At 62.6% G+C, this 12,289-nt stretch carries 13 protein-coding genes; 7 read left to right on the top strand and 6 right to left on the bottom strand.

The features are described from left to right. Positions 1-111: 111 nt before the first annotated feature. Both ACCD00_RS28175 and ACCD00_RS28170 read right to left on the bottom strand, forming a co-directional pair. Positions 112-609: an SRPBCC family protein gene (locus ACCD00_RS28175; RefSeq protein ID WP_413428518.1), complete on the bottom strand. Its 498-nt coding sequence runs from the start codon at positions 607-609 to the stop codon at positions 112-114. A gap of 13 nt (positions 610-622) precedes the next feature. Next, positions 623-1,399: an SDR family oxidoreductase gene (locus tag ACCD00_RS28170; RefSeq protein ID WP_413428517.1), complete on the bottom strand. Its 777-nt coding sequence runs from the start codon at positions 1,397-1,399 to the stop codon at positions 623-625. A gap of 279 nt (positions 1,400-1,678) precedes the next feature. Here ACCD00_RS28170 and ACCD00_RS28165 point away from each other — a divergent pair, with 279 nt between their 5' ends. Genes ACCD00_RS28165 through dmpG form a run of 4 tightly spaced genes read left to right on the top strand, consistent with a single transcriptional unit; the run spans position 1,679 to position 5,269 of the window. Next, positions 1,679-2,506, top strand: a complete 828-nt coding sequence (locus tag ACCD00_RS28165) for an alpha/beta fold hydrolase (RefSeq protein WP_413428516.1) — start codon at positions 1,679-1,681, stop codon at positions 2,504-2,506. After that, positions 2,503-3,294 (top strand): fumarylacetoacetate hydrolase family protein, encoded by a 792-nt coding sequence (locus ACCD00_RS28160; RefSeq protein WP_413428515.1) that lies wholly within the window; start codon positions 2,503-2,505, stop codon positions 3,292-3,294. The genes ACCD00_RS28165 and ACCD00_RS28160 overlap by 4 nt, the downstream gene beginning before the upstream one ends. A gap of 18 nt (positions 3,295-3,312) precedes the next feature. Beyond that, positions 3,313-4,221, top strand: coding sequence for an acetaldehyde dehydrogenase (acetylating) (locus ACCD00_RS28155; RefSeq protein ID WP_413428514.1), 909 nt, complete (start codon positions 3,313-3,315; stop codon positions 4,219-4,221). A 13-nt stretch (positions 4,222-4,234) separates the two neighbouring features. Then, a complete protein-coding gene (gene dmpG, locus ACCD00_RS28150) occupies positions 4,235-5,269 on the top strand; it encodes a 4-hydroxy-2-oxovalerate aldolase (protein ID WP_413428513.1) in 1,035 nt (344 codons plus the stop codon). Positions 5,270-5,333: 64 nt separating this feature from the next. Here dmpG and ACCD00_RS28145 read toward each other — a convergent pair whose 3' ends face one another. From ACCD00_RS28145 to ACCD00_RS28130, 4 genes are all read right to left on the bottom strand, one after another. Continuing rightward, positions 5,334-5,501 carry a hypothetical protein gene (locus tag ACCD00_RS28145; protein ID WP_413428512.1) on the bottom strand — a complete coding sequence of 56 codons (168 nt, stop codon included), beginning with the start codon at positions 5,499-5,501 and terminating at the stop codon, positions 5,334-5,336. Positions 5,502-5,777: 276 nt separating this feature from the next. Then, the gene (nudE, locus tag ACCD00_RS28140) at positions 5,778-6,326 is read right to left on the bottom strand and encodes an ADP compounds hydrolase NudE (RefSeq protein WP_413428511.1); all 549 of its coding nucleotides are present in this window, start codon (positions 6,324-6,326) and stop codon (positions 5,778-5,780) included. Positions 6,327-6,414: 88 nt separating this feature from the next. Then, on the bottom strand, positions 6,415-7,545 hold the full coding sequence (locus ACCD00_RS28135) for a helix-turn-helix transcriptional regulator (protein ID WP_095967425.1): 1,131 nt from the start codon (positions 7,543-7,545) through the stop codon (positions 6,415-6,417). Between the two features lie 136 nt (positions 7,546-7,681). Next, positions 7,682-8,725 carry a Rieske 2Fe-2S domain-containing protein gene (locus ACCD00_RS28130; RefSeq protein WP_413428510.1) on the bottom strand — a complete coding sequence of 348 codons (1,044 nt, stop codon included), beginning with the start codon at positions 8,723-8,725 and terminating at the stop codon, positions 7,682-7,684. Between the two features lie 146 nt (positions 8,726-8,871). Here ACCD00_RS28130 and ACCD00_RS28125 point away from each other — a divergent pair, with 146 nt between their 5' ends. The 3 genes from ACCD00_RS28125 to ACCD00_RS28115 are packed head-to-tail and all read left to right on the top strand — an operon-like array spanning position 8,872 to position 11,736. After that, the gene (locus ACCD00_RS28125; protein ID WP_413428509.1) at positions 8,872-9,711 is read left to right on the top strand and encodes an SDR family NAD(P)-dependent oxidoreductase; all 840 of its coding nucleotides are present in this window, start codon (positions 8,872-8,874) and stop codon (positions 9,709-9,711) included. After that, positions 9,698-10,624, top strand: coding sequence for an alpha/beta hydrolase (locus ACCD00_RS28120; protein ID WP_413428508.1), 927 nt, complete (start codon positions 9,698-9,700; stop codon positions 10,622-10,624). The genes ACCD00_RS28125 and ACCD00_RS28120 overlap by 14 nt, the downstream gene beginning before the upstream one ends. Beyond that, the gene (locus ACCD00_RS28115; protein WP_413428507.1) at positions 10,621-11,736 is read left to right on the top strand and encodes a 3,4-dihydroxy-2-butanone-4-phosphate synthase; all 1,116 of its coding nucleotides are present in this window, start codon (positions 10,621-10,623) and stop codon (positions 11,734-11,736) included. The genes ACCD00_RS28120 and ACCD00_RS28115 overlap by 4 nt, the downstream gene beginning before the upstream one ends. Positions 11,737-12,289: the final 553 nt, after the last annotated feature.

Genomic DNA, 12,289 nt, shown 5'->3' with positions numbered 1-12,289 from the left:
ATTGATGCTGGATGTGCCGGCCTCTTCGCTGGCAAGCCAGCTCCCACAGTTTTTATGCTCACCCCGGCATTTCCCCCCTGTGGGAGCGGGCTTGCTCGCGAAGGCGGTGTGTCAGGCAACATTGATGTTGGATGTGCTGACAGCCAAATCCGGATTCTGCGTGCGGCCGGTTTCGTAAAAGGCCTTCAGGTTCTCGGCAATCTGCTTCACCACCTTGTTGAAAGCCTTGGCCAGCAACCATTCCGCCAACCTGCCACCGCGCAGGCGGTAACTCATTTGCAGGGTGATGCGGGTCGCGTCGCCTTCGGCTTGCAAGGCATAACTGAAACTCGCCTCGCGAAACGGAAAGGGCGAGTCATTGCCGCCTTTGTGCAACCGCAGCATGAACCCCGTGCCTTCCTGCCACTGCACCACGCTTTCATCCAGATACTGGCCACCCTTGCGCAGCACCCGGCGACTGGCGCCGACGCCTTCCTGTGCGCCGGGATGAAACTGGCAACCGGTCAGTCCAGGTACATAGTGCGGTGCAAGGCTCAGGTCGCGCAGTTTGGCCCACACCGCTTGGGGGGACAGGTCAAGCAGGACACTGTGGCGGGTAATTGCGGGCATGTGGCAGCTCCTTTTATGAATGGGATTGGGCTGCATCGAGAAACGCCGGGCGTTCACCTGCGCCATGTACCGCGATATCCGCGCCACTGACGTAACGGGCCAGATTCGAGGCCAGGTACAAACAGGCATCGCCAATATCTTCAGGGTTTGCCAGGCGTTGCAGGGGAATGGTCGCCGCCACCCGGGCAATGCCCGCGTCGTCACCATAGTGCATGGCCGCCTGCTCGGTGAGAATCAGCCCGGCGGTCACGGCGTTGACCCGCACCTTGGGCGCCCATTCCACCGCCAGCGAGGTGGTCAGGTTCAGCAGTCCGGCCTTGGCCGCGCCATAGGCAGCAGTGCCAGGGGAAGGACGGGTGGCGCTGACGCTGCAGATGTTGATGATTGCGCCGCCGTCGGCCTGGGCTTGCATCACCTGGTTGGCTTGCTGGCACAGGTTCAGTGGCGCGATCAGGTTCAGGCGGATGATCGCTTCGCTGAAACGCGGCGAGGCCGTTGCGGCATCGGCATTCGGTGAGCCGCCGGCGTTGTTGACCAGCACATCGAGGCGGCCGAAGCGCTGGACGATCTGCGTGATCAGGCCTGCCGATTGCTCGACGTCGCGCAGGTCACAGGCCACGAACAACGCCTCGCGCCCGCTACTGGCAGGCAAGGTCGGCGGGGCTTCGCGACCGCAGATCACCACGTCGGCACCGCACTCGAGGAAGCGCTGGCTGATGCCGCGTCCGACGCCTTTGCCGCCGCCGGTGACCAGTACCACTTTGCCGCGAAAGTCCATCGGATCAAGCATGGGGGGCCTCATTCAGTCGCTCGGAAATTTAACCGATGCTAGGTCTGCAACCCCGGCAGGCCAACGTCCAAAGGGACTAGAGATTGTCTGTGTAGGAGCGAGCTTGCTCGCGATGGTCGTCAACGATGACGCTGGATGCCTGGCACCCCGCGGTGTTCTCAGGTCCATCGCGAGCGAGCTCGCTCCTACACAGTGCAGGTGCGTAGTCCTGTCGGACGATGTTGATTGTCCGGGCCCTCGGAATAATCCGGCGACAACAACAGGCCGGGAGGACACCTTATGGGCGCTTCAGCGCAAGGGCACTTCGTTACGCTGCCGGATGGTTTGCAGCTGCACTACAAAGACACCGGCAGCGGCGAGCCGGTGATTTTTATTCATGGCAGCGGGCCGGGCGCCAGCGGTCACAGCAACTTCAAGCAGAACTACCCGGTGTTCGCCGAAGCCGGCTATCGGGTGATCGTCCCGGATTTGCCGGGCTACGGCGTTTCGGACAAACCCGACACCCTCTACACCCTGGACTTCTTCGTTGCCGCGTTGAGCGGTCTGCTCGACGCCCTGGATATCCAGCGTTGCGTGCTGGTCGGCAACTCCCTGGGCGGCGCGATCGCGATCAAACTGGCCCTCGACCAACCGCAGCGTGTCAGTCGCCTGGTGCTGATGGCGCCCGGTGGCCTGATGGAAAAGGAACAGTATTACCTGCAAATGGAAGGCATCCAGAAAATGGGCGCGGCCTTCGCCAAGGGTGAGCTGAACGATGCGGCAGGCATGCGTCGTCTGTTGGCCCTGCAACTGTTTGATGAAAGCCTGATCAGCGACGAGACGGTCAACGAGCGGGTAGCTGTGGTGCAACAACAACCGGTGTGTGTGCTGTCGACCATGCAGGTGCCGAACATGACCGCGCGCCTGGGCGAGCTGCAGTGTCCGATCCTCGGTTTCTGGGGCATGAACGACAAGTTCTGCCCGTCCTCCGGTGCCCTGACCATGCTTGAAAACTGCTCTGGCATCCGTTTCGTGATGCTCAGCGAGTGCGGGCATTGGGTTCAGGTCGAGCATCGTGATCTGTTCAACCGCCAGTGCCTGGCCTTTCTTCAGGAGGCCCGTCGATGAGCGTGCAATTGCGCCGTGAGTTCGGCGAAGAGCTTTATCAGGCGCTGCTCAGCGGCTCCACCCTGGCGCCGCTGACCGAGCGTTGGCCGTCGATCAGCATTGAAGACGCCTATCACATTTCCCTGTACGCCATTGAACGTCGAGTGGCGGCCGGTGACCAGATCGTTGGCAAGAAGATCGGCGTGACTTCGGCGGCGGTCCAGCAGATGCTCAACGTGCATCAGCCGGATTTCGGCTTCATCACGCGGCAGATGGCGTTCGATGACGACGCGCAGATTTCCCTGGCCGCCAACAAGCTGATCCAGCCCCGCGCCGAGGGCGAGATCGCCTTCAAGCTCAAACATGATCTGGTCGGCCCGGGTATCACCGAAGCCGACGTGATGGACGCCACAGAGTACGTGATGCCGTGCTTCGAGATCGTCGACTCGCGGATTCACGAGTGGCGCATCCGCATCCAGGACACCGTGGCCGACAACGCCTCCTGCGGCGTGTTCGTGCTGGGCGACAGCAAGGTCGATCCCCGTGAGCTGGACCTGCCCAACCTGCGCATGCGCGTGTTCAAGAATGGCCAGCCCCTGAGTGAAGGCCTGGGTTCGGCGGTGCAGGGCAATCCGCTGACCGCCGTGGCCTGGCTGGCCAACACCCTGGGCGCCTTCGGCATTCCGTTCAAGGCCGGGGAAATCATCCTGTCCGGCTCCCTGGTACCGCTGGAACCGGCCCGTGCCGGCGACCGTTTTGAATTGACCATCGATGGCCTGGGCAGTGCCCGGGTGTCTTTCTGCGCCTGACTTTTGGAGTTTGACCCAATGAGCAAAAAACTCAGAGCGGCCATTATCGGCCCGGGCAATATCGGCACTGACCTGCTGATGAAAATGTGCCGGTCGGAATGGATCGAGCCTGTATGGATGGTCGGCGTCGACCCGCAATCGGAGGGCCTCAAGCGCGCTCGCGAAATGGGCGTGAAGACCACTGCTGACGGTGTCGACGGGCTGCTGCCCCACGTCCTCGACGATGACATTCGTATTGCCTTCGATGCCACTTCGGCCTACGTGCATGCGGAAAACAGCCGCAAGCTCAACGAGCTCGGGGTGATCATGATCGACCTCACGCCGGCTGCCATCGGCCCGTACTGCGTGCCGCCGGTCAACCTCAAGGAGCACGCGTCGAGCCTGGCGATGAACGTCAACATGGTCACTTGCGGTGGCCAGGCGACCATCCCGATGGTGGCGGCGGTGTCGCGGGTGCAACCGGTGAGCTACGGCGAAATCGTTGCCACGGTGTCCTCCGGTTCGGTTGGCCCGGGCACGCGGCAGAACATCGACGAGTTCACCCGCACCACGGCCGGGGCGGTGGAGAAGATCGGCGGTGCGCGACGCGGCAAGGCGATCATCGTGATCAACCCGGCCGAGCCGCCGCTGATGATGCGCGACACCATCCACTGCCTGACCGATGACGAGCCGAACCAGGATGCAATCCGCACCTCGGTGCTGGAGATGGTCCGCGAAGTGCAGCGCTATGTGCCCGGCTACAAGCTGATCAACGGACCGGTGTTCGACGGGCGCAAGGTGTCGATTTTCATCGAGGTCGAAGGCCTCGGCGATTTCCTGCCCAAGTCCGCCGGCAACCTCGACATCATGACCGCCGCCGGTTTGCGCACGGCCGAGATGTTCGCCGAAGAAGCCCACAAGGGCACCCTGCAACTGCCCGTACGCTGAGTGGAGAATTGCCATGAATTTGCAAGGTAAGAGCGTGCGCCTGCACGACATGAGTCTGCGCGACGGCATGCACGCCAAACAGCATCAGATCAGTATCGAACAAATGGTCTCGGTGGCCACCGGCCTCGATGCCGCGGGCGTGCCGCTGATCGAAATCACCCATGGCGATGGCCTGGGCGGTGCGTCGCTGAACTATGGTTTCCCGGCCCATAGCGACGAGGAGTATTTCGCCGCGGTGATCCCGCAGATGAAACAGGCCAGGGTCTCGGCCCTGTTGTTGCCGGGGATCGGCACCCTCGACCATCTGAAGATGGCCCACGAACACGGCGTGTCGACCATTCGCGTGGCCACTCACTGCACCGAAGCGGACGTGTCCGGCCAGCACATCGGCATGTCGGCGAAGATGGGCCTGGACACCGTCGGCTTCCTGATGATGGCGCACATGGTCAGCCCGGAGAAACTGCTGGAACAGGCGCGGTTGATGGAAAGCTACGGCGCCAATTGCATCTATTGCACCGACTCGGCCGGCTACATGCTGCCCGATGAAGTGACGCAAAAAATCGGTGCCCTGCGGGCCGGGCTGAATGCCGGGACCGAAGTCGGCTTCCACGGCCACCACAACATGGGCATGGCCATCGCCAACTCCCTGGCTGCCATCGAGGCGGGCGCTGCGCGGATCGACGGATCGGTTGCGGGCCTTGGCGCCGGAGCGGGCAATACGCCGCTGGAAGTGTTCGTTGCGGTGCTGGAGCGCATGGGCGTCAACAGTGGTGTGGATCTGTACAGGATCATGGACGTGGCCGAAGACCTGGTGGTGCCGATGATGGACCAGCCGATCCGCCTCGACCGCGATGCGCTGACTCTGGGTTACGCCGGGGTCTACAGTTCGTTCCTGCTGTTCGCCAAACGCGCCGAGCAGAAGTACGGCATTGCCGCTCGTGAACTGCTGGTGGAGCTGGGGCGACGTGGCACGGTGGGCGGTCAGGAAGACATGATCGAAGACCTGGCGCTGACGCTGTCGCGGGCCAGGGGTGTACTGCCTACCTGATCCCGGAGAAACAAAAAAACCACCGATGATTCGGTGGTTTTTTTATGGCTGTTGCGAACCGCGCTCAAGGCAGCAGATTGCGCACCACTGGCGGATAACAGTTGATGGCCGCGCTCGAACAGCTGAAGTAGGCCGCGCTCGGTCGGTAGGCTTCATTCTTGAACAATTGACACAGACTGGCGGTGCTGCCGGCACAGACGAGGATGAACAGGGCGCAGGTGGCTTTTCGCATGGCGAGCCTCGACACGGATTTTTGTAGTTGTAGCGATACGGTATGACGGCGGGTGGCGCACGTCTTCGTCCGAATGGACTAGTTGATGACTGGAGAACCCGGCAGACCCCTTGTGGGAGCGCCCCCGGGATTTGCGTCTGGCCGAGATCCCCTGTGGGAGCGGGCTTGCTCGCGAAGGCGGCGTGTCAGGCGAGGTAGATGTTGGCTGTGCCGGCCTCTTCGCGGGCGAGCCCGCTCCCACAGTGGTTTTTGGGTGACCACAGGTTTTGTGTGGTGTCAGGTTCGTCGGGCGAGGGCGCCCATGGCCATGAACAACGCTGCAATGGCCCGGGCTTCATGGAGTTCGCCGCGGGCCACCAGTTCGGGGATATGGGCCAGGGGCACTCGCAGGCATTCCAGGGGTTCGGGTTCGTCGCCTTGCAGTTGGCAGGGGCTCAGTTGTTCGGCCAGTACCACCTTGTAGCGGTGGCACAGGTGTCCCGGTGCCAGTGTCAGTTCGCCCAGTTCGGTCAGGCGTTCGGCGCGCATGCCGACTTCTTCACTCAGCTCGCGCTGCGCTGCCTGCAAATAGTCTTCATCGGGCTCGGCGCCGCCCTTGGGCAGGCCGAGAATGGTTTTTTCCACACCGACCGCGTATTCGCGCACCAGCAGCACATGCTCAGGATCGGGCATCGCCACCAGCATCACCGAGCGATAACCGGTGCCGCGCAGACGTTCGTAGACCCGCTGCTGGCCGTTGCTGAATTGCAGGTGCAGGGCTTCGATCTGAAAGTGGCCGCTTTGCGCCAGCAATTCAGTCTTGAGGATGGTTGGGCAGTTGCGCATGGGGCAGTCCCCTGTTTGGGATAAACACACTGTGCGCTGTACAACGGGAGCCGCCATCGTCCGAGCGGACGAGGGCGGGCAATGAGGGTTAACCGAGGGTCGCCACGCTGCGCAGGATCAGGCGCACCAGCATGGTCTGGCGGGTCACGCCGGTCTTGGAGAAGGTTGAGCGCAAGTGTGCCCGCGAGGTGTTGCGGCTGATGCCCAGCTCTTCCGACGCTTCGTCGAGGGTCAGGCCATTGGCCAACAGCATCGCCAGCTGGGTCTCCGCCGGGGTGAAGTCAAACAGCGCGCGAACGATTTCCTGTGGCGCAGTGGACTGTTGCTCCGGGTCGCTGATGAAAATCACCACGGTCGGGCACTGCTTGCCCTCGCTCCAGTCCGTCAATGGCACCGAGCGCACGATGATCCCCAGGTCGGCTTTCCCGGACGGCCGCTGCACACGCAGGGCCTCGACCACCGACGGGTTGCTGCTCTTTTGCGACAGCAGTGACTGCTTGACCAGTCGGCGGAACTCCTGGGTATCCCGGGCCGTACCGACCTGCAGGCCATCGTTGACCAGTTTGATGCCGTCCTTTTCCTGGATCAGCCGGTCGGCAACCTGGTTGGTCTGCAGCACCTTGCCGGACTCGTCGAGGATGATCGTGCCGACCGCCATCTGGTTCACCGCGCCAGCGTACAGATTGCGCTCGGCTTCGATGCGGTTGAGCTGCATGTGGATCTTGATCGAGCGTTCCAGGTGCGGAATGAAATGCGTGAGCATGGCCTTTTCTTCATTGCCGAAGGGCTTGTCGTCACGTCCGCGGCTGATGCGAATGCGGCACTGGGCGCCGTCGACCGTGTTGATGTCGGCACCGAGGATGTGGAACACGTCCACCGGTTCGAGGAAATTCTTGTAGAACTCGGAGTTCTGCCAGTCGTCGTTGGAGACGAACTCGGCGAGGGTCACGACCTGGCGGTTGGGCAGGTCGACAAACGGGTCGAGGCTGAAAAAGTGCTTGTTATAGGACGCGGTCGCCTCGGTCGAGGTGCCGGTGGTGTTGACCATCAAGCCGTCCACGTGGGCGCTGGGCGGACGCAGGATGAAGGTCACGTACTTGCTGTTCAGATGCACATTGAGCTGATTGAGAAAAGTCGCCCAGGGAATGGTTTCCAGCGGACCCTGATAGAGGTTGCCGATCAAATCACTGAACGTATCGAGACTGAGGCTCTGCTGCATGGGGGAAAACCGTTTTTATTATTAGCGTTGGCGGTGGCCGAGAATAAGCGCCGGTATCGGCTCCTTGCAACGCTCGGGCTCAGGGCCTGACGGGCGGCTGCCGATCAGGCCCGGGGCGGGCGAAAAGCCGCTTGAGTCAGACCCGTTCGCTGGCGCGCACGACAAACTTCTTGTGTTCGGCAACGTCTGCCGACAGCGCCTGGACATCGGTGTAGAACTGCTCGTACCAACGGCGCAACTGATAGACCGGGCCGTCGCCGTCACACAGCAGCGGATTGTCGACACGGGTCTTGCTGTGCCAGATGGCCACGTCTTCGTAGAAGGCCGCCTGAGCCTGCGCCACGTAGGCCTTGGCCATCGCCTGGTTCTGCTCTTCGCTCAAGCCCGGGATCTTTTTCACCAGCACGCCGTAGCGCAGGGTGAAGCTGTCGAGGTCAATCGGTACGTGGCAATTGAGCAGGATCGAGTGGATCGGCTGGCCGTTCATGGCACCGTTCATTTCTGTGATCTGATAGGCCGGGCCGAAATAGGTGGCTTCGGTAGTCAGCACGCTGTCGCCGGACAGGCGTTCACTGCGGGCGCGCATGATCTGGGTCGCCAGGTGGCCTTCGAAAACGTTGATGAACTCTTCGACCGGCGCGCCATGCACGGTGCCGAAGTGCGCCATATCGGCGATGTTGTCGATCAGTTCGCGGCAGTTGGTGCCAATCTGCAATTCGGCGACCTCCCAGGCTGCCCATTCGTCGTTGAAGCAGGCGTCGATGCGCGGAATGCGTTGTTCCGGCAGCGGCGGGTTGCCCTCGGGGTCATTCCAGACGAACAGCAACTGGTTCTCTTCCATGATCGGCCAGCTTTTGATTTTGGCCCGTGGCGGAATGCGTTTGGCATAAGGGATGTCATCGCACACGCCATCGGCGCCCCAGCGCCAGGCGTGGAACGGACAGCGGATCGAGTTGCCTTCAACGCAACCGGTGCTCAGGTCGGCGCCCATGTGCGGGCAGTAGCCATCAAGAATATGCAGCTCGCCGTCTTCACCCTGGAACGCCACCAGACGGGTGCCGAACACCTCCAGGCGATGGGCCTTGCCGTCGCGGTATTGCGCGGCCAGGCCCAGGCAATGCCAGCCTCGGGCGTAGCGGTCTTCCAGCAGTTTGGCTTCGATGCGGTGCAGGGTACTCATCTTGTTATTCTCCCAAGGGCTCACGGGTTTGGCGCATGTAATGGATTCTGCCGGCCCTGTAAAAGCGGGCATCGTCTGAATGGACGATGGCTGCTTCAGGCAGGCCCGCTCTACTGGCGCCATTGGACCCATGGCAGGAGTTGGCGATGAGTGATGAACAAGGGCCGGTAGCGGTGATTACCGGGGCCGCCAGTGGTATTGGCCGAGGCCTGGCCGAACACGCGGCGACGCTGGGCATGCGCCTGGTGCTGGCGGATCGGGATGCAGCGGGCCTGCAAGCCCTGCGCGACGAATTGAAGGCCCGCGGTGTGCAAGCGATTGCCTGCGTCACCGATGTCGGTGATGTGCAGCAGGTCGAGCGCTTGCGTGACCGGGCTGTCGAGCACTTTGGCGGGGTCGACCTGCTGTTCAACAACGCCGGCGTGATGCAGACCGGCTTCAGCTGGGAAATCACCGAGGCGCAATGGCAGCGCATGCTGAACGTCAACCTCAATGGCGTGATCAACGGCATTCGCTGCTTTGTGCCGCTGCTTATCAGTCAGGGCCGGGCAGCCCATGTGATCAACACCGCGTCCCTTGCCGGGCTGGTCAGCAGTCCGTTGATGGCGCCGTACAACGTGACCAAGCAGGCGGTGGTCGCGCTCTCGGAAACCCTGCATTACGAACTGGCCATGCTCGGTGCGCCGGTGTCGGTTTCGGTGCTGTGCCCGGGGCCGGTGGCCAGTGAAATCATGGCGTCGAACCAGGTGGTGGACACCGCCGGATCGGACTTCAGCCAACTGCTCGACAGCACCATTCGCCAGGGCATGACCCCGGCTGAACTGGCCGCGCAAGTGTTCGCCGCCGTCGCGCATAAACGCTTCTGGATTCTGCCCCACAAGGGTTTCAAGGCGGCCCTTGAGCGCCGGGTACAAAGCATCCTGGGCGAGACCAATCCGCAGTTTCAAATGGCCGACGTAGAGGACGATGCCCATGCCGCTCGATAAGCAGATCGCTGGCGTACTCCAGCAGTTTCGCGACATCCCGGAACCTGATTTCAGCCAGGTCGATGCCGCCCGGTACCGGCAGTTCTCCGACAACCTGCTGCCGGCCATCCCCGGCGATCCGATGAGCGAGGTGCGCGACCTGCGGGTGGCCGGCGCGGAGGGTGAGGTGGATGCACGGCTGTATCGGCCATCGGAAGAGCCCAACCTGCCGTTACTGGTGTTTTTCCATGGCGGCGGATTTGTCATGGGCAATCTCGATACCCACGACAATCTCTGTCGCTCACTGGCCCGCCAGACCGAGGCGGTGGTGGTGTCTGTGGCCTATCGACTGGCGCCGGAACACAAGTTCCCGGCAGCACCGCTCGATTGTTATGCGGCGACTTGCTGGTTGGTCGAACAGGCGGCCGAGCTTGGTTTTGATGGCAGCCGTCTGGCCGTGGCCGGCGACAGTGCCGGGGGCAATCTGGCGCTGGCAGTCAGTCAGTTGGCGGCGCAACGCAAGGGGCCGAAGGTCAGTTATCAGTGCCTGTTCTACCCGGTCACCGATGCGGGTTGCGACAGTCAGTCCTTCGAGGAATTTGCCGAAAGTTATCTGCTGTCCGCGAAGGCGATGCGCTGGTTCTGGGAGCAGTACCTGCAAGACCCGGCGCAGGCCGATGACCCACTGGCCTCGCCGTTGCGTGCCGAGAACCTGGCAGGCTTGCCGCCGACCACGCTGATCACTGCCGGGTTCGACCCGTTGCGGGACGAAGGCGAGGCGTTGGCCGAGTGCCTGCGCAAGGCTGAAGTCGCGGTGCGAGTGCAGCGCTGCGAAGGCATGATTCACGGTTTCATCAGCATGGCGCCGTTTGTCGAAGCAGCCGCGCAAGCGTTGTCAGACGCTTGCGTCGATCTGCGTGGAGCCCTCAAGTGAACGGCCTGACTTTCCATACCGTGCCGCAACTGATCGAAGCCATCGGCGCTGGTCAGATGGTGGTCATCACCGACGATGAAAACAACGGTGAAGGCTCGTTGCTGATGGCCGCCGAGCAGGCCGGCGCCGAGGCTGTAACCTTCATGGCAGTGCAGGCGCGCGGGTTGATTTGCCTGGCCCTGACTGAACAGCGCTGCCGCGCGCTGGGCCTGGACCTGATGGTGCCCAACTCCCGGGCGCAACATGGTGTGGGGTTTACCCGCTCCATCGAAGCGGCCACTGGGGTGTCCACCGGTATTTCGGCGGCGGACCGGGCGCGGTCGATCCAGGTGGCGGTCGACCCGGCCAGCGGTCCGGCGGACCTGGTGCAACCGGGGCATATTTTCCCGGTGCAGGCCTTGCCCGGTGGCGTGATGCAGCGGGCCGGGCATGTCGAGGCCGCCTGCGACCTGACACGTCTGGCGGGCCTGCAACCGGCGGCAACCCTGGTGGGGATTCTCAACGAGGACGGCGAACTGGCCCGTGGTCCCGAGTTGCATGGGTTCGCCCAGCGGCATGGGTTGCGGATCGGCACCATTGCCGATCTGATTCACTACCGCATCCTGCATGAAGGCACGATCGAGCGCGGCGGCGAGTATCCGTTGCATACCCGCCACGGCGAGTTCCAGGTGACGACTTATCAGGACACCTATCAAGGCTCGTTGCACCTGGCGCTGGTCAAAGGCCGGATCGACAGCTCCCGACCGGTACTGGTGCGGGTGCAAAGCATCGAGACGTTGCGTGATGTGCTGGGGAGTGAAAGCGAGAGCGGGGCGCAACAGTGGACCCTCGAGCGTTCGCTGGCGAGTATCGCTGCCGCCGATTGCGGCGTACTGGTGTTGCTGGCACAGAAGGAAACCGCCGACGGCGTGCTCGAACAGTTGCGCCAGCGCAGCGGGGGTAAACTGCGTACACCGCAATTCCCGCAGAGGACCCTGGGCATCGGCGCACAGATCCTGCGCGACCAGAACGTGCGCAAAATGCGCCTGATGAGTTCACCAGTGCCGTACAAGGCGGTGTCCGGGTTCGATCTGGAAGTGACCGAGTTTGTGCCGTTCCAACCGGCAAACTGAAACCAGCACAAAACCCTGTGGGAGCGGGCTTGCCCGCGAAGGCGGCATGTCAGGCGATGTAGAGGTTGGATGTGCCGGCCTCTTCGCGAGCAAGCCCGCTCCCACGGTAGTTTTTGGGTGGCCACAGGTTTTGCGTACACCCGCCGACCCTGTGGGAGCTGGCTTGCCCGCGAAGGCGGTATGTCAAGCGATGTAGAGGTTGGATGTGCCGCCTCTTCGCGAGCAAGCCCGCTCCCACGGTAGTTTTTGGGTGGCCACAGGTTTTGCGTACACCCGCCGACCCTGTGGGAGCGGGCTTGCCCGCGAAGGCGGTATGTCAAGCGATGTAGAGGTTGGATGTGCCGCCTCTTCGCGAGCAAGCCCGCTCCCACGGTAGTTTTTGGGTGGCCACAGGTTTTGCGTACACCCGCCGACCCTGTGGGAGCTGGCTTGCCCGCGAAGGCGGTATGTCAAGCGATGTAGAGGTTGGATGTGCCGCCTCTTCGCGAGCAAGCCCGCTCCCACGGTAGTTTTTGGGTGGCCACAGGTTTTGCGTACACCCGCCGACCCTGTG

The organism is Pseudomonas sp. Pseusp3 (assembly GCF_047304225.1).
In the GTDB taxonomy this organism is placed as follows: Bacteria; Pseudomonadota; Gammaproteobacteria; order Pseudomonadales; family Pseudomonadaceae; genus Aquipseudomonas; species Aquipseudomonas fluorescens_CD.
This window is presented reverse-complemented; position numbering and strand designations above follow the sequence as displayed.

Excerpts from the sequence above, each read along its gene's own strand:
- ACCD00_RS28125 (WP_413428509.1), top strand. The coding sequence starts at position 8,872 with ATGAGTGATGAACAAGGGCCGGTAGCGGTGATTACCGGGGCCGCCAGT.
- ACCD00_RS28135 (WP_095967425.1), bottom strand. The coding sequence starts at position 7,545 with ATGCAGCAGAGCCTCAGTCTCGATACGTTCAGTGATTTGATCGGCAAC.
- ACCD00_RS28120 (WP_413428508.1), top strand. The coding sequence starts at position 9,698 with ATGCCGCTCGATAAGCAGATCGCTGGCGTACTCCAGCAGTTTCGCGAC.
- ACCD00_RS28165 (WP_413428516.1), top strand. The coding sequence starts at position 1,679 with ATGGGCGCTTCAGCGCAAGGGCACTTCGTTACGCTGCCGGATGGTTTG.
- ACCD00_RS28155 (WP_413428514.1), top strand. The coding sequence starts at position 3,313 with ATGAGCAAAAAACTCAGAGCGGCCATTATCGGCCCGGGCAATATCGGC.
- ACCD00_RS28145 (WP_413428512.1), bottom strand. The coding sequence starts at position 5,501 with ATGCGAAAAGCCACCTGCGCCCTGTTCATCCTCGTCTGTGCCGGCAGC.
- ACCD00_RS28160 (WP_413428515.1), top strand. The coding sequence starts at position 2,503 with ATGAGCGTGCAATTGCGCCGTGAGTTCGGCGAAGAGCTTTATCAGGCG.
- dmpG (WP_413428513.1), top strand. The coding sequence starts at position 4,235 with ATGAATTTGCAAGGTAAGAGCGTGCGCCTGCACGACATGAGTCTGCGC.
- ACCD00_RS28170 (WP_413428517.1), bottom strand. The coding sequence starts at position 1,399 with ATGCTTGATCCGATGGACTTTCGCGGCAAAGTGGTACTGGTCACCGGC.
- nudE (WP_413428511.1), bottom strand. The coding sequence starts at position 6,326 with ATGCGCAACTGCCCAACCATCCTCAAGACTGAATTGCTGGCGCAAAGC.
- ACCD00_RS28175 (WP_413428518.1), bottom strand. The coding sequence starts at position 609 with ATGCCCGCAATTACCCGCCACAGTGTCCTGCTTGACCTGTCCCCCCAA.
- ACCD00_RS28130 (WP_413428510.1), bottom strand. The coding sequence starts at position 8,725 with ATGAGTACCCTGCACCGCATCGAAGCCAAACTGCTGGAAGACCGCTAC.